General features: G+C 69.3%; 18 protein-coding genes. 10 read left to right on the top strand and 8 right to left on the bottom strand.

Going from position 1 to position 21,179, the window contains the following annotated elements:
• Positions 1-55: 55 nt before the first annotated feature.
• From pepQ to rph, 7 genes are all read right to left on the bottom strand, one after another.
• Positions 56-1,384: a Xaa-Pro dipeptidase gene (pepQ, locus tag D9R12_RS07365; RefSeq protein WP_425479066.1), complete on the bottom strand. Its 1,329-nt coding sequence runs from the start codon at positions 1,382-1,384 to the stop codon at positions 56-58.
• A 168-nt stretch (positions 1,385-1,552) separates the two neighbouring features.
• Positions 1,553-1,891 carry a PilZ domain-containing protein gene (locus D9R12_RS07370; RefSeq protein WP_122229469.1) on the bottom strand — a complete coding sequence of 113 codons (339 nt, stop codon included), beginning with the start codon at positions 1,889-1,891 and terminating at the stop codon, positions 1,553-1,555.
• Positions 1,888-4,263 carry a DUF1631 domain-containing protein gene (locus D9R12_RS07375; RefSeq protein ID WP_122229471.1) on the bottom strand — a complete coding sequence of 792 codons (2,376 nt, stop codon included), beginning with the start codon at positions 4,261-4,263 and terminating at the stop codon, positions 1,888-1,890. Before D9R12_RS07375 ends, D9R12_RS07370 begins: the two co-directional genes overlap by 4 nt.
• An 89-nt stretch (positions 4,264-4,352) precedes the next feature.
• Positions 4,353-5,516, bottom strand: coding sequence for a radical SAM family heme chaperone HemW (hemW, locus tag D9R12_RS07380; RefSeq protein WP_122229473.1), 1,164 nt, complete (start codon positions 5,514-5,516; stop codon positions 4,353-4,355).
• Positions 5,517-5,548: 32 nt separating this feature from the next.
• Positions 5,549-6,154 (bottom strand): RdgB/HAM1 family non-canonical purine NTP pyrophosphatase, encoded by a 606-nt coding sequence (gene rdgB, locus D9R12_RS07385; protein ID WP_170159194.1) that lies wholly within the window; start codon positions 6,152-6,154, stop codon positions 5,549-5,551.
• A complete protein-coding gene (locus tag D9R12_RS15755) occupies positions 6,151-6,297 on the bottom strand; it encodes a hypothetical protein (RefSeq protein WP_170159195.1) in 147 nt (48 codons plus the stop codon). The genes rdgB and D9R12_RS15755 overlap by 4 nt, the downstream gene beginning before the upstream one ends.
• Positions 6,298-6,307: 10 nt before the next feature.
• Positions 6,308-7,033: a ribonuclease PH gene (gene rph, locus D9R12_RS07390; RefSeq protein ID WP_014161515.1), complete on the bottom strand. Its 726-nt coding sequence runs from the start codon at positions 7,031-7,033 to the stop codon at positions 6,308-6,310.
• A 102-nt stretch (positions 7,034-7,135) separates the two neighbouring features.
• Here rph and D9R12_RS07395 point away from each other — a divergent pair, with 102 nt between their 5' ends.
• The 6 genes from D9R12_RS07395 to D9R12_RS07420 all read left to right on the top strand — a co-directional run bounded on the left by D9R12_RS07395 (position 7,136) and on the right by D9R12_RS07420 (position 14,946).
• Positions 7,136-7,996 carry a YicC/YloC family endoribonuclease gene (locus tag D9R12_RS07395; protein ID WP_122229477.1) on the top strand — a complete coding sequence of 287 codons (861 nt, stop codon included), beginning with the start codon at positions 7,136-7,138 and terminating at the stop codon, positions 7,994-7,996.
• Positions 7,997-8,100: 104 nt separating this feature from the next.
• On the top strand, positions 8,101-8,715 hold the full coding sequence (gene gmk, locus D9R12_RS07400; RefSeq protein ID WP_014161510.1) for a guanylate kinase: 615 nt from the start codon (positions 8,101-8,103) through the stop codon (positions 8,713-8,715).
• A gap of 237 nt (positions 8,716-8,952) precedes the next feature.
• The gene (gene rpoZ / locus D9R12_RS07405) at positions 8,953-9,249 is read left to right on the top strand and encodes a DNA-directed RNA polymerase subunit omega (protein ID WP_014161509.1); all 297 of its coding nucleotides are present in this window, start codon (positions 8,953-8,955) and stop codon (positions 9,247-9,249) included.
• 307 nt (positions 9,250-9,556) lie between these two features.
• Entirely contained in the window at positions 9,557-12,073 is a 2,517-nt protein-coding gene (gene glgP / locus D9R12_RS07410) for an alpha-glucan family phosphorylase (RefSeq protein WP_122229479.1), read from the top strand.
• A 90-nt stretch (positions 12,074-12,163) separates the two neighbouring features.
• A complete protein-coding gene (locus tag D9R12_RS07415) occupies positions 12,164-14,329 on the top strand; it encodes a RelA/SpoT family protein (protein ID WP_122229481.1) in 2,166 nt (721 codons plus the stop codon).
• 233 nt (positions 14,330-14,562) lie between these two features.
• Positions 14,563-14,946 (top strand): RidA family protein, encoded by a 384-nt coding sequence (locus D9R12_RS07420; RefSeq protein WP_122229483.1) that lies wholly within the window; start codon positions 14,563-14,565, stop codon positions 14,944-14,946.
• 65 nt (positions 14,947-15,011) lie between these two features.
• On the opposite strand, the gene D9R12_RS07425 is transcribed toward D9R12_RS07420, so the two are convergent.
• Positions 15,012-15,368, bottom strand: coding sequence for a hypothetical protein (locus D9R12_RS07425; RefSeq protein ID WP_014161505.1), 357 nt, complete (start codon positions 15,366-15,368; stop codon positions 15,012-15,014).
• A gap of 235 nt (positions 15,369-15,603) precedes the next feature.
• Between D9R12_RS07425 and D9R12_RS07430 the strand changes: the two genes are divergently transcribed.
• The 4 genes from D9R12_RS07430 (at position 15,604) to D9R12_RS07445 (ending at position 20,922) form a co-directional block, all read left to right on the top strand.
• The gene (locus D9R12_RS07430) at positions 15,604-18,033 is read left to right on the top strand and encodes an ATP-dependent DNA helicase RecG (protein ID WP_122229485.1); all 2,430 of its coding nucleotides are present in this window, start codon (positions 15,604-15,606) and stop codon (positions 18,031-18,033) included.
• 114 nt (positions 18,034-18,147) lie between these two features.
• Positions 18,148-19,086 (top strand): nucleoside hydrolase, encoded by a 939-nt coding sequence (locus D9R12_RS07435; protein WP_122229487.1) that lies wholly within the window; start codon positions 18,148-18,150, stop codon positions 19,084-19,086.
• Between the two features lie 77 nt (positions 19,087-19,163).
• Positions 19,164-19,406 (top strand): type B 50S ribosomal protein L31, encoded by a 243-nt coding sequence (locus tag D9R12_RS07440; protein WP_014161502.1) that lies wholly within the window; start codon positions 19,164-19,166, stop codon positions 19,404-19,406.
• Positions 19,407-19,641: 235 nt separating this feature from the next.
• The gene (locus D9R12_RS07445; protein WP_122229489.1) at positions 19,642-20,922 is read left to right on the top strand and encodes a citrate synthase; all 1,281 of its coding nucleotides are present in this window, start codon (positions 19,642-19,644) and stop codon (positions 20,920-20,922) included.
• Positions 20,923-21,179 lie beyond the last annotated feature (257 nt).

The raw sequence follows: 21,179 nt of genomic DNA on the forward strand, positions 1-21,179 counted from the left end.
GCCGCTGCCATGCGCGCAGCGGTGGACCTTCAGCCCGGGCGCGAGCAGCAGCCGCTCACGCCGCCGCGAACGCCGGACGGGTCAGGTTGTCGGCGCCGTCGTTGGTGCACAGCACGTTGTCCTCGATGCGGATGCCGCCGAAGGGCCTGAACTGCGCCACCCGGTCCCAGTCGATGGCGGCGCCGTGACCGTTTGCCCTGGCCTGGTCCAGCAGCATGTCGATGAAGTACAGGCCCGGCTCGATGGTCACCACCATCCCCGGTTCCAGCACGCGGGTCATGCGCAGGTAGGGATGTCCGGCCGGGCGCGGGATCCGGCCGCCGCGGTCCGATTCGGCCAAGCCGGCCACATCGTGCACCTGCAGGCCCAGCAGATGGCCCAGGCCGTGCGGGAAGAACGCGGCCGACACGCCGCTTTCCAGGGCCGCTTCGGGCGAGACGGTGATCAGGCCGAAGTCCCTGAGGATGCCCATCAGCGCCAGGTGTGCATCCAGGTGCAGCTGCCTGTAGTCCACGCCGGGGGCCACGGCCTGCGCCATCGCGATCTGGGCCGCATCGACCGCCTCGATCATCGCTTGGAACTCGCTGCCGACCTCGGCCGCATGGGTGCGGGTGATGTCGCTGGCATAGCCGGCCGCGCTGGCACCGGCGTCGATCAACAGGCTGCGCCGCTGCGTCGGCGCGCTGCGCTCCAGCTCGGTGTAGTGCAGCACCGCGGCGTGTTGGTTGAGGCCGACGATGTTGGCGTAGGGCAGCTGGCTGGCATCCTGGCCGACCGCAGCGCAGTACGCCAGGTGGATGTCGAATTCGCTGGCACCGCCTTGGAAGGCGGCCTCGGCCGCGCGATGGCCGCGCACCGCCAGCGCCTGTGCCTGGCGCATCAGGGCGATTTCGTAGGGGGTCTTGTACGAGCGCTGCCAGGCCAGGTAATCGATCACCGCTTCTGGATTGTTGGGGGCATATTCGCCCAGCGCGCTGTGTGCCTCGCCCAGGATTGCGCACAGGCGGGCCGGCTTGGGCAGCAGGGCCAGGGCCTGATCGGGCGTGCGGATGATGTGGATGTCGAAGTGCTCGACCCACCAGCCGCCGGGCGCGTCCGGCACTGCGTGCCAGTAGTCGCGCGGCTGCAGGAAGATCAGCTGCGGGCGCTTCCCCGGCGTGTACACGATCCAGCTGTCCGGCACCCGGGTCAGCGGCAGCCAGGCCTTGAACTGCGGGCTGACCTGGAACGGATAGGCCTGATCGTCGAAGGCCTGGTAGTGCAGGCGGCCGCTGGGGATGACCAGGTGATCCAGGCCGCCACGGGCCAGGGCCTGGTCCGCGTGCGCCTTCAACCCGGCCAGGTGGGCGGCATACAACGCGGCGGGATCGGGCAGGGAGGTCATGGCGAAGGCTCGTGGTGCGGATGAGCCTGCAATCTTGCCGCAATCGCCATGCTGGCGTTGGTCTGGTGCCGGCCTGCGCGCGCCGTGCAGGCCCCTCGGTGCCACGAACGAGGCGATGAGGGCTTCGGGCGCTGCGCTTCGTCGAAGGATCGCTTGTGCAGCGCTGGATCAGCGCCCCAACCAGTCCCGCAACGCGGCCAGGTGTGCCGGCGAAATGGTGAGGAAGCGCAGCCCGGCCAGTGATTGCCCGGGGGTGTGCGCCGCGCCGGTCCACAGCAGGTGCGTGCCGACGTCGATGCTGGCCTCGCGCGTGCTGCTGCTGCCGGGCAGGGTGAACTGCAACTGGTACAGCGCGTCCTCGCGCAGGTGCTCGCTGGCCACCAGCAGCATGCCGGTCTCGGAGACGTTGCCGATCCGGCCGATCACCTGCGCGGTCATCACGTCGCTGACGACGATGACCCCGGTCGGATTGCGCCGCTGGGCGCGGCGGGCGTCGGTGATGCTCATGCCATCCCCGCCATCTCGCGCAGCCGACCCACCGTGGCCTGCCAGGCGCGGTCGATCAGGCGCCCGCGGTCCTCGGTGAGCACCCGTGCCTGGTCGCGCGCCATCAGCCGGGCCACGCTGTCCAGGGTGTGCTCGCCGACCTTCTGGCCACGCTGGTTGACGAACAGGGCATGGTCGCTGGTCGGGTTGAACCAGGACAGGCGCAGCCGGCGCACGTCGCCCTGCTGGTTGTGGACGAACTCGAACCAGGTGCCGAATGGCTGCTTGCGCAGGGTGTCGTAGCTGGCCTGTTCGGCAAGGGTGCGTGGCGGCAGCACCACCTTGACCGAGGCTTCGGCCGCGGCGGTCCTGGCGCGGGCCTGCAGGCGCGCGGCCAGGTCGGCGGCGCCGGGCGGTTCGACATCGGCACCGGACAGGCGCTGGGCGATCACCGCCGCCTCGTCGCTGTGGTAGCCCAGCTGCACCAGCGCCCGTTCGATCCGTGGCGAGAGCGCCGGTTCGGGCGTGGCGTCGGCGCCGCCGATGGCCTGCGCGATCCGGCCGGTGATGCTGGCCACTTCCTGCCATTGGGCCGAGTCCTGGCCATTGCGCAGGTGGGTCAGGGTGAGTACATCGGCCCAGGCCTGGGTCAGCAGGGCCCGCACGAACGGCGCCGGCTGGCGTCCGTCCAGGGTGCTGGCGATCAGATCCGTGGCGCTGCGCTTGGCCAGCTCCAGCCGGTCGCGGCCACGGGCGGCCTCCACGTGTCGGCGTTCGGCGACCTCGGCCTTGCGCGCGGCCACCTGGAAGTGGTCCTGGACCTCGCGCTGGGCCTGCTCGAACACGGCCTCCTCGCCGGTATATTCGGCCAGCACCTTGGCCACCGCCGCGCGCAGCTTGTGCAGCAGGACCGGATCGATCTCGTCCTCGCCCAGCCAGCTGGCCCCGGATTCGGCCACCGCGTTGAGCAGTTCGCGCGCCGGATGCTGTGGACGCAGGAAGAATTCGCGGTCCTTCAACGCGGCCTGGACCACCGGCACCTGCAGCTGGCCGAGCAGGTCCGAGGCCGGCCCCTTGCGCACTTCGCGGCCGATCTCGTGGTAGAGCAGGTCCAGCAGTTCGAAGGTGTCTTGGTCCTCGCGGGTCAGGGCCGCATCGGGGCCGTGAGCGCGGCGCAGGCCGGCCAGGGTGCGCTCGCGCACCTCCGCCAGCGAGGTCGGTGCCTGCGGCACCTGGCCCTGGGCGACCTGCAGCTGCAGCACCTGCAAGGTGTCGAGCAGCTTGCCGGTGGGCAGCGGCGTGGCGTGCGCGCCGACGGCCCCGGGGCGGCCCCCCGGCCCGGCTGCGCCCGGTGCCGGCGAAGCCGAGCCCGGTCCGGCTGCCGGATGCGCGCCGCCGACAGGCGCCGATGCGGCAAATGCAGCGGCAGGCCCGGTCCTGGCCGGATCGGCCGGCCACCCGGGAATGCTGCCATCGGCCTGCCCCTGCAAGTTCCCCCGGGCCCGCGCGTGCCCGGCCGAGAGCAGGCGCTGCAGCGAGGCGAAGGTGGCTGGGGCCTGCTGCGGACGCGCCCAGCTGGGCGCGCTGTCCTGTTGTCCCGGCGGCGGCCGGGTGGGGGGCGCCTGCGATGCGGCCACTTCCGGCGACTGGGTGTCGCGGGTCACCGGCACGCGGCCGGACGAGGTGCGGGCACGCTGCGGCGCGAACACCAGGCCGGGCAGCACGCCCTGCTGGCCGAGCAGATCGTTCAGCTCCTCCAGCATCCGGCCGTAGCTGGCCATGCCGCGCTGTTCGAAGTTGCGATACAGCTGCAGCTGGGTCGGCAGGTCCAGGTCCAGTTCGGCCGAGGCCGCCCGCAGGGCACGGCATAGCGACTGCGGCGACAGCGGCTGCAGGGTTTCCTCCAGCGCCGGGCTCCCGGCCAGCACGCCCAGGCGCTGCGAGAACAGGTGCAGCGCCTGGTGGTGGCGGTTTTCGTGGCGGCGGGCGATGTCCTGCAGGACGATGTCCTGGTCGATGTCCTCGTCGGCTACCAGGGTCAGCATCGAGGGAATCGTGGCCGGCTCCTGCGGCGCCTGGCGCGGGCTGCGCAGGTTGGCCAGCTCGCTTTCCAGCACCGCCGCCATGCGCGGCAGCAGGCGCGCGCGGTGCTTACGCAGCTGCTGCAGGTTGGCCATGTGGGTGCCCTGCAGCTCGTTGCTGCGGGCGCGTTCGGCCTGCGCGAACAATTCCTGCTCCAAGGCATCGGCCGTCGCTTCCAGACGCGTGGCCAGATGCGGCTGCAGCCGGGCCAGCAGGCTCTCCAGGATGTGGCGCACGCGCGCCGGCAGCGACGCCGCGGCCAGCGTATCGGTGGTGGTGTCGATGGGTGAAGCAGCCCCTGAAGCAGCCATTGGATTCCGTTTCGGCCTTGACGCTCTGCCACCGATTTCTAACACACTTGTCAATCGCACCGAGGTGCAGCGCCGGCGTGGTGGCGCGCTCACGCGTCCAGGAACAGCTCCATCACGTCGTTGGCAAAACGTAATCCCAGCGCGGTGGGGGTCACCCTGTGGTCGGTGACTTGCAGCCAGCCGCGTTCGGCGGCCTGCTCCAGCGTCGGGGCGATGTGCGCGGCTGGCACGCCGGTGCGCACCTGGAAATCGCGCAGGGCAAAGCCTTCGCGCAGGCGCAGCAGGTTGAGCATGTACTCGAACGGGCGCCGCTGCGGGTCGATCAGCTCGTCACCGCCGATGCTGGCCGCGGTGCCGGCGCTGGCCAGGTAGCGGGTCGGGTGCTTGACCTTCCAGCGGCGCAGGATGGTCTGCTCGCCGCCGGAGGTGATCTTGCCGTGGGCGCCGGCGCCCAGGCCCAGGTAGTCGCCGTAGCGCCAGTAACCCAGGTTGTGCGCGCACTGGCGGCCCGGCCTGGCGTAGGCGCTGACTTCGTAGTGGCCATAGCCAGCCTGGGCCAGGCGCGCCTGGCATGCTTCCTGGATGTCCCAGGCGGCGTCTTGGTCCGGCAGGCCCTGCGGTGGGCGGGCGAAGAACACCGTGTTGGGTTCCAGGGTGAGCTGGTAGTGCGAGATGTGCGCCGGTTGCAGGGCCAGGGCGCGCTCCAGATCGGCCAGGGCCATGTCCAGGTCCTGGCCGGGCAGGGCGTACATCAGGTCCAGGTTGAGGTTGTCCAAACCGGCGTCCTGGGCCAGCTTGACCGCGGCCTGCGCCTGGGCGCTGTCGTGGATCCGGCCCAGCCGCTTGAGGCAACCATCATCGAAACTCTGGATGCCGAAGCTCAGCCGGTTCACGCCGGCCGCGCGATAGCCATCGAAGCGCCCGTGCTCGGCGGTGCCAGGATTGGTCTCCAGGGTGATCTCGCAGCCGGGCGCGAAGCGCAGCCGCGCGCTGGCCGCCTGCAGGAAGCGGTCGATCTGTTCGGCCGGGAACAGGCTGGGCGTGCCGCCACCGAAGAACACGCTGTGCACGCTGCGGCCCCAGACCAGCGGCAGGTCCTGGTCCAGGTCGCGGATCAGCGCATCCACATACTCATCGAAAGGCAGCGGACCCTTGGCTTCATGCGAGTTGAAGTCGCAGTACGGGCACTTGCGCACGCACCAGGGCAGGTGCACGTACAGCGATAAAGGAGGCGGGATGAGGGCGACGGACATGAGGGGCTGTGGCGGCGTGACCGCCTGGCGGTTCAGGCGTGGGCGAACAGCGCCGCCAGCGCATCCCTGAGCGTTGCCAGGGCACGCGCGCGGTGGCTCAGGCGGTTCTTCAGCGCGGTGTCCATCTGCGCCGCGGTCAGGCCGTAGTCGGGGTCCAGGAACAACGGGTCGTAGCCGAAGCCGCCATCGCCACGCAGTTCGCGCAGGACCTGGCCTTCCCAGACGCCTTCGGCGATCAGCGGCTGCGGATCTTCGCGGTGGCGCAGCAGCACGATCACCGCGTAGAAGCGCGCGTGGCGCTGGCCATCGGGCACATCGCGCATCGCCTCGAGCAGCCTGGCGTTGTTGGCTGCATCGTCGCCGGGTTGGCCGGCATAGCGCGCGCTGTACAGGCCCGGCGCGCCGTTCAGAGCATCGACGATCAGGCCCGAATCGTCGGCCAGCGCCGGCAATCCGGTCACCGTGCAGGCATGGCGCGCCTTGATCAGCGCGTTCTCGACGAAGCTCAGGCCGGTCTCGGCCACCTCTTCAACGCCGAGGGTGCTCTGCGCGAGGATTTCACAGTGCAGATGGGCAAGCATGGCGTTGAATTCGGCCAGCTTGCCGGCGTTGCCGCTGGCCAGGACAAGACGTTTCATCTCCCGGGCTCCAGCAGGTCCCACTGGTTTGCGTAGGCATCGCCGAACACCGCGAGCGCGGCGCAGGATGCATGGCGCGGTGCCTGCTCGGTCTGCACGCCGCGTGCGGGGTCATCGGCAAACATGCGTCTGATCGCCAGCATGCCCAAGGCTTCAGTCAGCCAGTGCGTCGCGCTGGGCCTGCACCAGCTGGTCGATGCCGGCCTGGGCCAGGCCCAGCAGCGCGTCCATTTCCTCGCGGCGGAAGGCGTGCCCTTCGGCGGTGCCCTGGACCTCGATGAAGCCGCCGCCATCGTTCATGACCACGTTCATGTCGGTGTCGCAGTCGCTGTCTTCGGCATAGTCCAGGTCCAGCACCGGCACGCCCTTGTAGATGCCCACCGACACCGCGGCGATCGCGCCGAAGATCGGATCGCGCTTGATCTCGCGGCGGGCCTTGAGGCCGTTGACCGCATCGGCCAGGGCCACATAGGCGCCGGTGATCGCGGCGGTGCGGGTGCCGCCATCGGCCTGCAGCACGTCGCAGTCCAGGGTGATGGTGCGTTCGCCCAGGGCGCCGCGATCCACGCAGGCGCGCAGCGAGCGGCCGATCAGGCGCTGGATCTCCAGGGTGCGCCCGCCCTGCTTGCCGCGCGCGGCTTCGCGGTCGCTGCGGGTATGGGTCGAGCGCGGCAGCATGCCGTACTCGGCCGTCACCCAGCCCTCGCCCTTGCCGCGCAGGAAGGCCGGCACGCGGTTTTCCACGCTGGCCGTGCACAGCACGCGGGTCTCGCCGAAGCACACCAGCACCGAGCCCTCGGCATGCCGGGTGAAGCCGCGCTGGATCGACACGGGACGAAGCTGGTCGGCAGCGCGACCGCTGGGACGGGAAAAGGTCATGGAGGATCGCTTGAAAGAGTGGGTCGCGTCGGCGTGAGGTGCCGGCCCGACAGGACCCTAGGGTACCATCCACGCCCCTTTTCCCCCGGAAAGCCGCCCGCCGTGATCCGCAGCATGACCGCCTACGCCACCGTCGAGCGCCCGATCGAAGGCGGCGCGCTCAGCGCCGAACTGCGCGCGGTCAACCACCGCTTCCTGGAACTGGGCCTGCGCCTGCCCGATGAACTGCGCGCCCTGGAACCGGCCCTGCGCGAGCGGGTCGCCGCCCGGGTGGCGCGCGGCAAGCTGGAGCTGGTGGTGCGCCTGCGCGCGGCCGAAGGCGAGGGCGGATTGCATCTGGACCAGGCGATGGTCGAGCAACTGGCGCAAGTCAGCGCCGGCCTGGCCGCGCGCTTTCCCGGCCTGCGCACCAACCTGACCGAACTGCTGCAGTTCCCCGGCGTGCTGCGCAGCCGCGACATCGATCCGCAGGTGCTGCAGGCCCAGGCGCTGGTGTTGCTGGAGGCGCTGCTGGACCAGTTCACCGCTGCCCGCGAACGCGAAGGCAGCAAGCTGGCCGAAGCCATTGCCGAGCGCGTGGACGCCATCGAGGCCTGCGCCGCGCAGGCGCGCGAACTGATTCCGCAGATCCGCAGCAGCCAGCGCCAGAAGTTGGAAGCGCGCCTGGCCGAGCTGGCCCAGCCGGCCGACCCGGGCCGGCTGGAACAGGAGCTGGTGCTGTCGCTGCAAAAACTCGATGTGGACGAGGAACTGGACCGCCTGGGCAGCCACATCAAGGAGATCCGCCGCGCCCTGAAGCAGGACGGTGCAGTCGGCCGGCGCCTGGACTTCCTGCTGCAGGAGTTCAACCGCGAGGCCAACACCCTGGGCTCCAAGTCGGTGGACATCCGCACCACCAACATCGCCGTGGAGCTCAAAGTCCTGATCGACCAGATCCGCGAGCAGGTCCAGAACCTGGAATGAGCGGCTGCGGCGGCGGCTGGCGGCCCGGTGCGGCTTTGCTAGACTTGCCCGCCTTTTTCCGCAACCGCCGCTTTCGCGCGGCGATGCCAAGGCCACCTTCGTCCATGCGCGGCACCCTCTATATCGTCGCGGCCCCTTCGGGCGCCGGCAAGAGCAGCATCGTCAACGCCACCCTGGCGCGCGATCCGCGCATCAGCCTGTCGATCTCGTTCACCTCGCGCCCGGCACGTCCGGGCGAGCGCCACGCCCAGCACTATCACTTCGTCAGCGCGCAGGAGTTTCGGCGCATGATCGAGGCGGGCGATTTCTTCGAGTACGCGCTCGTCCACGGCGACTGGAAAGGCACCGCCGGCCAGTCGGTGGAACCGCAGCTGGCCGCCGGCCAGGACGTGCTGCTGGAGATCGACTGGCAGGGTGCGCGCCAGGTGCGCGAGAAGGTGCCCGATGCGGTCAGCGTGTTCATCCTGCCGCCCTCGCGCCAGGCGCTGGAGCAGCGCATGCGCAAGCGCGGCCAGGACAGCGAGGAGGTCATCGCCCGGCGCCTGGCCGCCGCGCGCGAGGAGATGTCCCATTACGACGAGTTCGACTACCTGATCGTCAACGAGGTGTTCGATACGGCCGTGGATGAGATGTGCGCGATCTTCACCGCCAGCCGCCTGCGCCGCGAGCGGCAGGCGGCCGAGCATCGCGACCTGATCCAGGCGCTGCTGGACGATTGAAGCCGACCCACCGGCCCCACGCGTTGAACGTTGCTGTCCGTCTGCATCGGGCTTGGCCGTCGAACCGCTTGTGCCCATGCCGCGTTACCAGCGGGGGGCAGATGGGCGCCCGGCCTGCTTAACCGGTTGATTTCAAAGGAACGGATTGCAAGCTGGCCAGCACGGGCCTACAATCGCCGGTCCCTTTCGCTAGTCGTGCGGCCCACCTTGCCGGTGGCAGTCCGCCTGGAGCCCCACATGGCCCGCATCACCGTAGAAGATTGCCTGCAAGTCGTCGACAACCGTTTCGAGCTGGTCATGATGGCCGCCAAGCGCGCCCGCCAGCTGGCCAACGGCGTCGAACCGACCATCGAGAACGACACCGACGACAAGCCGACCGTGCTGGCGCTGCGCGAGATCGCCGCCCGCAAGATCGACAACGCGCTGATCGACCGCGTCGAGAAGGCCGAGCGTGAGCGCGCCGAACGCGAAGCGCTGGAATGGGCCGCCGCCGAAGTGGTCGCCGACGATGACATGTCCAAGGGCGACGACTGATCGCTGGCGGACCGTTCCGCGCTGCCTGAGCCGACGGCCCGCCTTGTGCGGGCCGTTTGCGTTGGTGCGCCCGGGACCGGGTGCATCCGTGGGCAGGTTTGCAGCACACTGCCCATGCCGGCATCTGCCCACCTGTCAAGAACATCGCCGACAATGGCCCGAAAAGGGCGTCCGGCTGGACGACGATCACGACGATCCAGTGCGGCCGGACCGGCAGCCCGGCAGCCGGGCCTTGCCCGCGGGCAAGGCCTGCCACCAGGCAAGGGCCCGGCCCGGCATCTGTCCCCTCCCTACATGAGCGATCCGCATGGCCCACGTTCCAGGCAGCAACTTCGACGACATCAGCCTGTGCCTGCGTGAGCTGGCCGGCGACCTGTCCATTCACTGGACCGGTGCCAACGACGGCATCTGGCGCACCCTGGACCAGCAGCTGTGGCGACTCACGCGCAATCCCACCCTGGTGCTGAACACCATTTCTGCATCGGCGTTGCGGGTGCAATGCGAGGTTCCCGAATTCCGCGTCCTGGTCCAGGCCATGATGGCCGGGCGCCAGCGCGCGCTGGCGGCGCCATCCTGGTTGCAGGGGCTGCCGGCGGCCCCGGCGCTGCGGTCGGTGGCCTACTTCTCGATGGAGTACATGCTCGGCGAGTCGCTGCCGATCTATTCGGGCGGCCTGGGCAATGTCGCCGGCGACCAGCTCAAGGCCGCCAGCGAACTGGGCGTCCCGGTGACCGCGGTGGGGATCCTCTGGCAGCAGGGCTATTTCCGCCAGGAGATCGACGGCGAGGGTCGCCAGCACGCCCTGTATCCGGTCAACGATGCGCACGAGATGGCGGTCGAGCCATTGCTGGATGCCAACGGCAACCGGGTGCGCCTGACCATGCACCTGCGCGGCCTGGACATCTGGATCCGCGGCTGGCAGGCCCGGGTCGGTCGCACCCGGCTGTTGCTGCTGGATACCAACGACCCGGCCAATCCGGTGCCGATCCGTCTGACCACCGGCCAGCTGTACGGCGGCGACAGCGAGATGCGCCTGCGCCAGGAACTGGTCCTGGGGATTGGCGGCTGGCGGATGCTCCTGGCGGCCGGCGTGGAGCCGGACATCTGCCACCTCAACGATGGCCATGCGGCGCTGGCGGTGCTCGAACGCGCCCGCAGCTACATGCAGGCCCACGACGTGTCCTTCCAGGTGGCCCTGGCCGCGACCCGGCCCGGCAACCTGTTCACCACCCATACCCCGGTGGCGGCCGGCTTCGACCGGTTCGCGCCGGCGTTGATCGCCCGTTACCTGGGCGGCTACGCCGAGCAGGAACTGGGCCTGTCGCTGCCGGCATTGCTGGCGTTGGGCCGCCAGCACGCCGAGGCCGACGCCGAGCCGTTCAACATGGCCTATCTGGCGGTGCGCTGCGCCGGGGCGGTCAATGCGGTCAGCAGCCTGCACGGGCAGACCAGCCGGGATATCTTCCAGGGTCTGTTCCCGCGCTGGCCGACGCCGGAAGTCCCGGTGGGCCATGTCACCAACGGTGTCCACCTGCCGATGTGGATGTCCTGGCGGATGCGCGCCGCGCTGTCCCCCGGGGCGCAGGCCGAGGACTGCATCGGGGACGGGGCGGTGGATGTCCCCAATGCCGTGGCGCAGGCCAGCGACGGGCGGCTCTGGGACCTGCGCAACCAGGCGCGGACCCGGCTGATCGTGTTCGCCCGGGCCCATCAGGCCCGGAGCCGGGCCGCACACGGCGACACGCCCGAACGCATTGCCTCGGCCGGGCAGGGGCTGGATCCGCATCGCCTGACCGTCGGCTTTGCCCGCCGCTTTGCCAGCTACAAGCGGCCCAACCTGCTGCTGTCCGATCCGGAGCGCCTGCTGCGCCTGCTCAACCACCCCAAGCGTCCGCTGCAACTGTTGGTGGCGGGCAAGGCCCACCCGGCAGATCTCGAAGGTCAGCAGATGCTGCAGCGTTGGCATGCATTCACCCGTCAGGCCCAGACCCAGGGTCGGGTCGTGTTGCTGCAGGATTACGAGGTGCGCCTGGCCCGGCATCTGATCCAGGGCGTGGACCTGTGGCTGAACACGCCGCGCCGGCCCTGGGAGGCCAGCGGGACCAGCGGCATGAAGGTCCTGGCCAATGGCGGGCTCAACCTGTCCCAGCGCGATGGCTGGTGGGCCGAGGCCTGCGAAGGAGAAGTCGGCTGGAGCATCGGCGACGGCGAGGAGCACGACGCTTCCCACGATGCCATCGATGCCGAGCAGCTGTACACGGTGCTGGAGGAGGAGGTCGTCCCGGCCTTCTACCAGCGCGATGCCGAGGGCCTGCCGCAGGCGTGGTTGCGGCGCATGCGCCGCAGCATGTCCGAGCTGGTGCCACGCTTCACCGCCGAACGCGCGGTGCGCGACTACACCGAACGCTATTACCTGCCCGGGGCCAGCGCCCATCTCACCCGGACCACCCTCGATCCCGGGCGGGCCACCCGACTGGCACAGGTGTCCGAGCAGCTGCGCCAGCACTGGCCGCAGATCCGATTCGGATCGGTGCAGGTGCAGCCGGGCGCCTCGGCCCACCAGGTCGAACTGTCGCTCGAGACCGGCGCAATCGCGCCGGAGTGGCTGCAGGTGCAGATGTATGCGGACGGCATCGCCGGGCAGCCGGCACGGGTGCTGGCGCTGGAGGCGGTGCCGGGCGGCCAGGCCGGTGCGCCGACGCGCTACCGCGGCAGCATCCCCGGCGACCGCCCTGTGGAGCACTACACCGCGCGGGTCATCCCGTCCGACGCCTGCGGGCTGGCGGTGCCGCTGGAGCTGCCTCTGATCGCCTGGCAGCACTGACCGCAGGTGGACCGGGCCGGCGACGGGCAGGCCACGCCACCGTGGCGTTGCCGCGTTGCCGCAATCACGCCACTGGCATAGGCTTCGACAATGAACCCCGGGCGTTCCCGCAAGGCCATCCGCACCCCGCCGCCACAGGACGAGGTGCCAGAGTATGTGCGCCGTTTCGAGGCCGCTGCCAGCTACCTGCCTGCCGACCAGCGGCCTTTGCTGCGCCGGGCCTGGGAAGTCGGCGCGGCCGCGCACGCAGGCCAGACCCGCAAGTCGGGCGAGCCCTACATCACCCATCCGGTGGCCGTGGCCCAGGTGCTGGCCGAGCTGGGCATGGACGTGGAGACGCTGATCGCCGCGGTCCTGCATGACACCATGGAAGACACCCCGCTGACCCGCGAGGAGATCGCCGGCGCATTCGGCGAGGCGGTGGCCGAGCTGGTCGATGGCGTCACCAAGCTGGACAAGCTCAAGTTCCGCGACCGCAAGGAAGCGGCGGCCGAATCGTTCCGCAAGATGCTGCTGGCCATGTCGCGCGACCTGCGCGTGATCATGATCAAGCTGGCCGACCGCCTGCACAACATGCGCACCCTTGGCGCGCAGAGTCCGGAGGCGCGCGCGCGCATCGCCCGCGAGACGCTGGACATCTACGCCCCCATTGCCCAGCGCCTCGGGATGAGCCTGGTCAAGTCCGAACTGCAGGACCTGAGCTTCGCCGCGATGTATCCGTGGCGCCATGCGGTCATCCGCAAGCACATCCAGAGCCAGCCGGTGATGCGCCGCGAGGCGCTGGCCCAGATCGAGACCGAGCTGTCCCAGCGCCTGAACCGCGAGGGCATCCCCCACCGCCTGGTCGGCCGGGTCAAGACCGCCTGGAGCATCTACACCAAGATGCGCAGCGAGGGGAAAAGCTTCGACCAGGTGATGGACATGTTCGGCTTTCGGGTGGTGGTGGCTTCGGTACCGGAGGCATATCACGCCCTGGGCGCCGTGCACGCGCAGTACAAGCCGCTGGACGGGCGCTTCCGCGATTTCATCGCCATCCCCAAGGCCAACGGCTACCAGTCGCTGCACACGGTGTTGTTTGGTCCCTATGGCTCGCCGATCGAGGTGCAGATCCGCACCGAGGAGATGGACCTGGTGGCCGAACGCGGCATCGCCGCACACTGGACCTACAAGTTCGGCACGCAGATGCCCAGCAGCGCGCAGAGCAAGGCCCACGCGTGGATTTCCGAACTGATCGAAAACCAGCGATCGGCCGGCTCGTCGCTGGAATTCCTGGACAACGTCAAGATCGACCTGTTCCCCGACGAGGTCTACCTGTTCACGCCCAAGGGCAAGATCCTCTCGCTGCCGCGCAATTCCACCGCGCTGGATTTTGCCTACGCGGTGCATACCGACGTGGGCAACCAGGCCGTGGCCTCACGCGTGGACAAGAAATTGGTGCCGCTGCGCACCAAGCTCAGCAGTGGCCAGAGCGTGGAGATCATCACCGCCAAGTCGGCCGCACCCAAGCCACAGTGGCTGGAATTTGTGGTCACCAGCAAGGCGCGCACCGCCATCCGCCACCAGCTCAAGCAGCTGGGCCACGAGGATGCCGTGCAGCTGGGCCATCGCATGCTCGATCGCGCGCTGGAAGAGCTCGACAGTTCGCTGGACGGCATGCCGGCACAGCGCCTGGAGGCGTTTCTGAGCGAGCACAAATACCCGCGCCTGGAGGCCCTGCTGGAAGACGTGGCGCTGGGCAACTGGATGCCGGCCCAGGCCGCGCAGGCGATGATGGCCTTCGCCGAGCTGCGCGGCGGCGGTCATTCCAAGCACTCGCAGGAAAAGATCCTGATCACCGGCGGCGAGCGCGGCGTGATCAGCTTCGCCAACTGCTGCCAGCCGATCCCGGGCGATGAGATCATGGGCTTCCACACCGCCGGCAAGGGCATCGTGGTGCACCGGCTGGACTGTCCCAACGTGGTCGAGTTCCGCAAGTCGCCCGATCGCTGGGTGCCGATCGACTGGGATTCCAGCGTCAGCGGCGACTACGACGCCAGCCTGCTGATCGAAGTGGAAAACCGTACCGGCGCGCTGGCCCAGGTGGCCGCGGCCGTTGCGCAGGCCCAGTCCAATATCGAGCGGGTGGAATACCTGGAGCGCGACATCAACGCGGCGGTGATGCGCTTCAACATCCAGGTGCGCGACCGCAGCCACCTGGCCGCGGTGATGCGTCGCCTGCGCCGCCTGCCGGCGGTGCTGGGGGTACGACGGGCGTAGGGCGGGTCTTGACCCGCCATTGCCATGGTCTTCGGCACGGCCATGCCTGGCGGGACAGGAACATAGGCAGGTCCAAGCCCGCCGCGCCGGTCCAGCCGGCGTCGCATCGGCGGGTCAAGACCCGCCCTACAATGCACTTCATGTCACCGTCAGCCTGGCGGGTCGTGCCGGTCGCAATGGCGGGTCAAGACCCGCCCTACAATGCACGGCCATTTCCCCGACCCGGAGCCTCAATGTCCCGCCAGATCATCCACACCACCCAGGCACCGGCCGCGATCGGCCCATATTCGCAGGCCGTACGCGCCGGCAACACCGTGTATTTTTCCGGCCAGATCCCGCTGGACCCGGCCACCGGCAATCTGGTCGAAGGCGACATCAGTGCGCAGGCGCGCCGTTCGTTCGACAACCTCAAGGCGGTGGCCGAAGCCGCCGGTGGTTCGCTGGGCGACATCGTGCGTCTGGGCCTGTACCTGACCGACCTGGGCCAGTTCGCCGCGGTCAACGCGGTAATGCAGGAATACTTCATCGCCCCGTTCCCGGCCCGTTCCACCATCGAGGTCTCCGGCCTGCCCAAGGGCGCGCTGTTCGAGGTCGATGCGGTGATGGTGCTGGGCTGAGCCTGGGCCGCGGCCGACGTGCGCGGTGTCTCTCATCAGGCACCCGCATGCAGTGAAGCCCGGGCTCAGTCGCGTCGGCACTCCGCGCGCGAACCGGGCGCGGGCATCTGGCCATATTCATCCTGGGCCAGTTCGCAGCGGGCCTGTCGAATTGCTTCGATGTGGTCTTCATAGCGCACCAGGAACCGGCACCACGCCGAATCCAGTTGGGCCGCATCGGCAACGGTGAGTTGGCCCAGCGCATCGAGCATCCGCCTGCGGAAGTCATCCACGATGACCAGGAGCCTGGCCGGCATGGGTTCGCGCGCGTTGGCGTGGCCGAGCCGATTGGCGCTGCTGCGCAGTGCCGCCTGCATGGTGGAAGCCCGTTGCGCGGCGCAGGCCGCGTGCCGAATCAGATCCGTGCGTCCAGTACCGATCATGGTCCTCTCCTGGGATTGGGCAATGCCATGGTCAGGATCCCCGGCCGACAGTGTCGGGGCGCGCGCGCCGGCCGGCCTTGATCAGGATCAATGAAATCGACGTCGGTCCTTGCCTGCCGATCCCGCGGGCCGGCGGAGCGATCGAGCCGCGAGCGAGGCCGTGCGCGGTGTTTTCCGACAACCACATGCGCTGGATTGAGTGGCAAAGCCGCGGCACGGCCGGCATCCTAGTGGCATGCCCGCGCTCGTTCGCAGCCTGCAATCCACCTTCGGTCAGCCCATCACCAGCCTGTCCGGGGTGGGCCCGAAGATTGCCGAAAAACTCGCCGCGCGCGGCCTTTCGACCCTGCAGGACCTGTGGCTGCAGTTGCCGCTGCGCTACCAGGACCGCACCTGGCTCACGCCCATCGCCCAGCTGCGGCCCGGCGTGGCGGCGCAGGTGGAAGGCACGATCGAGGCGGTCGAGCGTGGCTTCCGCTATCGGCCGGTGTTGCGCGTGGCCATCGGCGATGACGCGTGCGGCACGCTGGTGCTGCGCTTCTTCCATTTCCGCCCCGCGCAGGTCGGGCAGTTCACGCCGGGCGCGCGGATCCGCGTCTACGGCACGCCGCGGCCAGGGCAGCAGGGCCTGGAGATCGTCCATCCGGACTACAAGCTGATCGGCGCCGCTGGCCAGGCGCCGCTGGCCGACACGCTGGAGCCGGTCTATCCGGCGATCGAAGGCGTGCCTGCGGCGATCCTGCGCAAGCTGATTGCCCAGGCGCTGGATCGGCTGCCCGACCAGGCCACGCTGGAGCTGCTGCCCGAGCACCTGCTGCGCGCGCTGCAGCTGCCGACCCTGCGCGAGGCGCTGCTCACCATGCATCGGCCCGTGCGCGATGCCGATGTCGCCGCGCTCGCGGCCGGCACCCATCCGGCGCAGCGGCGTCTGGCGCTGGAGGAACTGCTGGCCCATCACCTGAGCCTGCGTCGCCAGCGCATCGCCCTGCAGCAGCACGGCGCCCATGCCCTGGCCGGGCCGGGCACGCTGGTGGCGCAACTGCTGCAGGCGCTGCCGTTCCAGCTCACCGGCGCCCAGCAGAAGGTCTTCGCCCAGATCCGCGCCGACCTGGCCCGGCCGCGGCCGATGCTGCGGCTGGTGCAGGGCGATGTGGGCAGTGGCAAGACCGTGGTCGCCGCGCTGGCCGCGATGCTGGCGGTGGAAGCCGGCAAGCAGGTCGCACTTGCCGCACCCACCGAGCTGCTGGCCGAGCAGCACCTGGCCACCCTGCGCGGCTGGCTGGAACCGCTGGGCGTGCGCGTGGCCTGGCTGGCCGGCAAGGTCACCGGCAAGGCCCGGGCCAGGGTGCTGGAGGAGGTCGCCTGCGGCCACGCCCAGGTGGTGGTCGGCACCCATGCGCTGATGCAGGAATCGGTCGCCTTTCACGACCTGGCCCTGGTGATCGTCGACGAGCAGCACCGCTTCGGCGTGCACCAGCGCCTGGCGCTGCGCGACAAGGGTCGGGCGGAGCCGCAGGCACCGTCCGGGCGAGCCATGGATGGCGAGCGGCCATGCACCACGGAAGGTTTGGCACGCGATGCGTCGACTTCAGCACCGAGCGCCATGGAGGGCGAGCGGCCATGCACCACGGAGGGTTTGGCAGGCGGTGCGTCGACTTCAGCACCGAGTGCCATGGATGGCGAGCGGCCATGCCCCACGGAAGGTTTGGCAGGCGGTGCGTCGACTTCAGCACCGGGTGCCATGGAGGGCGAGCGACAAAGCGCCGGGGACGGTGATCAAGCATCCGTTCGGCGTCTGTTTCCGCACCAGCTGGTGATGACCGCCACCCCGATTCCGCGCACCCTGGCGATGGCCGCCTACGCCGACCTGGATGTCTCGGCGATCGACGAACTGCCACCGGGCCGCACGCCGGTACAGACCATCGCGCTCAGCGCCGAGCGCCGGCCCGAGCTGATCGAGCGCATCCGCGCCGCCTGCGCCGAAGGCCGCCAGGTCTACTGGGTCTGCACCCTGATCGAAGAAGCCGAGGACGACCCCAAGGCCGCACCCGCTACGCGCGGTGGTCCTGCGATGCGGATCGAAGCCCAGGCCGCGCAGACCACCTTCGAGCAGCTCACCCAGGCGCTGCCGCAGGCGCGCGTGGCGCTGGTGCACGGGCGCATGAAGCCGGCCGAGAAGCAGGCCGTGATGCGTGCCTTCAAGGACGGCCAGGCCGATCTGCTGGTGGCCACCACCGTGATCGAGGTCGGCGTGGACGTGCCCAACGCCTCGCTGATGGTGGTGGAAAACGCCGAGCGCCTGGGCCTGGCCCAGCTGCACCAGCTGCGCGGCCGGGTCGGGCGCGGTGCGGCGGCTTCCTCGTGCGTGCTGCTCTACCAGGGGCCGCTGTCTGCGCTGGCCCGTCAGCGCCTGGACACCATGCGCCAGACCAACGACGGCTTCGTCATCGCCGAAAAGGACCTGGAACTGCGCGGCCCCGGCGAGCTGCTCGGCACCCGCCAGACCGGCCTGGCAGCGTTCCGTGTCGCCGACCTGGCACGGGATGCGGACCTGTTGCCGCAGGTGCACGCGCTGGCCGACACGCTGCTGGCTTCATCACCTGCCCTGGCCGAGCGCATCAGCGAGCGCTGGACCGGCGGCGCCGCGCGTTATGCCAGCGCCTGAGCCGGGGCCGACCCGCCCATGCCTTACTGGCCGCGGCCAAGCGCCAGTTGCCGCCCTGGCGGCGCATGCCCGCGGCGTTGGACAGTGGTGGCGCGTGACCGGCGATAATGGGCAATGACCGAAAAGATTCCGCTGTTGATCGATACCGACCCGGGCGTGGATGACGCGCTCGCCCTGCTGATGGCCTTCAACGACACCGCGCACGAAGTGGTGGGCCTGACCGTGGCCGCCGGTAACGTCGGCCTGGGCCGCACCGTGCGCAATGCCTTGAAGCTGTGCGAAGTTGCCGGCCGCAGCGACGTGCCGGTCTACGCCGGCTGTCCCGGCCCGCTGCTGCATCCCTCCCCGGATGCGGCCGACGTGCACGGGCGCGATGGTTTTGGCGATGTCGGCTACGCGCCGGCCGCCCATGGCACCCAGGCCGAGCATGCGGCGCTGGCGATCCTGCGCCTCTCGCACGTGCACGCCGGCAGGTTGCTGCTGGTGACCCTGGGTCCGCTGACCAATCTGGCGCTTGCGCTGAAGCTGGACCCGACCCTGCCCCATCGCGTGGCACGCCTGGTGGTGATGGGCGGGGCGGTGTCGGCGCACGGCAACCTGACCCCGGCGGCCGAGTTCAACGTGGCCTTCGATCCGGAGGCGGCGCACCTGGTCTTCGATGCCTTTCCCACATTCGACGTGGTCGATTGGGAAGCGACCCTGGCCCACGGCCTGCCCCATGCCAGCGTCGAGCAGTGGCTGGCTGCGCCCTCACCGCGGGCGGCCTTCTACGAGCAGATCTCGCGCCAGACCCGGCTGTGGTCGGCCGACCGCCGCGGCGACCACTGGCACAGCGCCGATGCATTGGCCATGGCGCTGGCCCTGCACCCGGAAGGCGCGACCTCGCTGGCCGAGCGCCCGCTGGCGGTGGAACTGGCCGGCATCTTGACCCGCGGCGCCACCGTCACCGACTGGAATCGCCAGACCGGACGTCCGGACAACGCGCGCCTGCTGCTGGCCTACGATCGCAGGCGCTTCGAGGCGCTGGTCCAGGCGGCCCTGGCCGCGACCTGAGCGTTGGCTTTGGCTTGCACGGGCTCGGCCAGGCCGCTAGAATGACCGGCTCGAATTTTCCATCTTCCTGGTGCCGCATGAAAGCCGACATCCATCCGCAGTACCGTGACGTCGTCTTCCACGATGTCACTTCCGACTTCAAGATCCTGACCCGCTCGACCCTTGCCAGCAAGGACACCATCAAGTGGGAAGACGGCAACGAATACCCGCTGGTCAAGGTTGAAGTGTCTTCCGCCTCGCACCCGTTCTACACCGGCAAGCACAAGGTCATGGACACTGGCGGGCGCATCGACAAGTTCCAGAAGCGCTACGCGCGCTGAGCGAACGGTTCGTTCCGGCAGTCCGGACCACGGCTGCGTCCCCTTGGGGCGCGGCCGTTTTCGTTTGCCCATCGTGGCCGGAACGTCATCGGAGGGCTTGCTGCCGGTCTTTCAAGACAGGCATCGCTGCGGGGCCGTATGCGATAATTCTCGGACTCCGTAGCGGCTGTTGCTGCGGATCCTGTCCTGTGCCACGGCCGACAGGCTTTGGCGCTTCCCCACGAAGGAGTGCACTGTGTCCGAACTTGACCAGGTCACGCTGACCGCCGGCGAAAAATCGGTGGCCCTGCCTGTACTGAAACCCACCCTTGGCAACGACTGTGTCGATATTTCCAAGCTGACCAAGGAAACGGGGCTGTTTACCTACGACCCCGGTTTTGGCGCGACCGCCAGCTGCAAATCGGCCATCACCTATATCGACGGCGACCAGGGTGTGCTGCTGTATCGCGGCTATCCCATCGACCAGCTGGCCGCCAGGTCGAGCTTCACCGAGGTGTCCTACCTGCTCATGCACGGCGAGCTGCCCAGCGCAGCGGAGCTGGGCGAGTTCGAAGACGAAGTGACCCATCACACGATGATGCATGAGTCGCTCAAGAGCTTCCTGCAGGGCTTCCGCCACGATGCGCATCCGATGGCCATGCTGGCCGCCTCGGTCGCCTCGCTCTCGGCGTTCTACCACGACACGCTCGACCTCAACGATCCCGAGCAGCGCCGCCTGGCCGCGATCCGCCTGATCGCCAAGATGCCGACCCTGGCCGCCGCCGCGCACCGCTATACCGCGGGCCAACCGATCCGCTATCCGCGCAACAGCCTGGGCTACGTCGAGCGCTTCCTGCACATGATGTTCGAGGTGCCGAGCGAGGAGCTGGAGCTGAGCCCGGTGGTGGCCAAGGCCATGGACCTGTTGTTCATCCTGCATGCCGACCACGAGCAGAACGCCTCGACCTCGACCGTGCGCCTGGTCGGGTCCACCGGCGCCAATCCGTATGCCTCGGTCGCCGCCGGGATCACCGCGCTGTGGGGTCCGGCCCATGGCGGTGCCAACGAGGCCGTGCTCAAGCAGCTGGCCGAGATCGGCGACGCCAGGCACGTGGCCAAGGCGGTCGAGCGGGCCAAGGACAAGAACGACCCGTTCCGCCTGATGGGTTTCGGCCATCGGGTGTACAAGAACTTCGACCCGCGCGCCAAGATCATCCGCGAGATGACCCACAAGGTGCTGGGCGAACTGGGCGTCAACGATCCGCTGCTGGAAGTGGCGATGAAGCTGGAAGAAGCCGCGCTGCAGGACGATTACTTCGTCCAGCGCAAGCTCTACCCGAACGTGGATTTCTACAGCGGCATCATCTACAAGGCGCTGAAGATCCCGACCGAGATGTTCACGGTGATGTTTGCCATCGGCCGCACCCCGGGCTGGGTGGCGCATTGGCTGGAACAGCAGACCGACCCGGAAGCGCGCATCGGCCGCCCGCGCCAGATCTACACCGGCTCGCCGAGCCGCGACTACACCAGGGGCTGATCGCAGCCTGGCTGGGTGGGAGCAACTTTCTGCTCGACGCGTTCGGGGGCTCCCTCTCTCCCGCTTGCGGGGGAGAGGGCTGGGGTGAGGGGGGCTTTTGCTTGAAGCCCAGCAAACCGCAGCCGGCTCCGGAACGTTGATGTGTCGTCGTCGGCATCGCCGTCACCCCTATCCCCCTCACCCCGACCCTCTGCTTCGCACCCCGGCCCGCGCCAGCGGCGCGGGCGCTCCAAGGCTTGCGCGCCAGTGGCGCGCAA

The organism is Pseudoxanthomonas spadix (assembly GCF_003703395.1).
In the GTDB taxonomy this organism is placed as follows: Bacteria; Pseudomonadota; Gammaproteobacteria; order Xanthomonadales; family Xanthomonadaceae; genus Pseudoxanthomonas_A; species Pseudoxanthomonas_A spadix.

Coding starts and splice junctions, on each gene's coding strand:
- D9R12_RS07440 (WP_014161502.1), top strand. CDS start 19,164: ATGAAAGCCGACATCCATCCGCAGTACCGTGACGTCGTCTTCCACGAT.
- D9R12_RS07425 (WP_014161505.1), bottom strand. CDS start 15,368: ATGATCGGTACTGGACGCACGGATCTGATTCGGCACGCGGCCTGCGCC.
- rph (WP_014161515.1), bottom strand. CDS start 7,033: ATGACCTTTTCCCGTCCCAGCGGTCGCGCTGCCGACCAGCTTCGTCCC.
- D9R12_RS07370 (WP_122229469.1), bottom strand. CDS start 1,891: ATGAGCATCACCGACGCCCGCCGCGCCCAGCGGCGCAATCCGACCGGG.
- D9R12_RS07415 (WP_122229481.1), top strand. CDS start 12,164: ATGAACCCCGGGCGTTCCCGCAAGGCCATCCGCACCCCGCCGCCACAG.
- rpoZ (WP_014161509.1), top strand. CDS start 8,953: ATGGCCCGCATCACCGTAGAAGATTGCCTGCAAGTCGTCGACAACCGT.
- rdgB (WP_170159194.1), bottom strand. CDS start 6,154: ATGAAACGTCTTGTCCTGGCCAGCGGCAACGCCGGCAAGCTGGCCGAA.
- D9R12_RS07430 (WP_122229485.1), top strand. CDS start 15,604: ATGCCCGCGCTCGTTCGCAGCCTGCAATCCACCTTCGGTCAGCCCATC.
- gmk (WP_014161510.1), top strand. CDS start 8,101: ATGCGCGGCACCCTCTATATCGTCGCGGCCCCTTCGGGCGCCGGCAAG.
- D9R12_RS07420 (WP_122229483.1), top strand. CDS start 14,563: ATGTCCCGCCAGATCATCCACACCACCCAGGCACCGGCCGCGATCGGC.
- D9R12_RS07435 (WP_122229487.1), top strand. CDS start 18,148: ATGACCGAAAAGATTCCGCTGTTGATCGATACCGACCCGGGCGTGGAT.
- hemW (WP_122229473.1), bottom strand. CDS start 5,516: ATGTCCGTCGCCCTCATCCCGCCTCCTTTATCGCTGTACGTGCACCTG.
- D9R12_RS15755 (WP_170159195.1), bottom strand. CDS start 6,297: ATGCTGGCGATCAGACGCATGTTTGCCGATGACCCCGCACGCGGCGTG.
- pepQ (WP_425479066.1), bottom strand. CDS start 1,384: ATGACCTCCCTGCCCGATCCCGCCGCGTTGTATGCCGCCCACCTGGCC.
- glgP (WP_122229479.1), top strand. CDS start 9,557: ATGGCCCACGTTCCAGGCAGCAACTTCGACGACATCAGCCTGTGCCTG.
- D9R12_RS07375 (WP_122229471.1), bottom strand. CDS start 4,263: ATGGCTGCTTCAGGGGCTGCTTCACCCATCGACACCACCACCGATACG.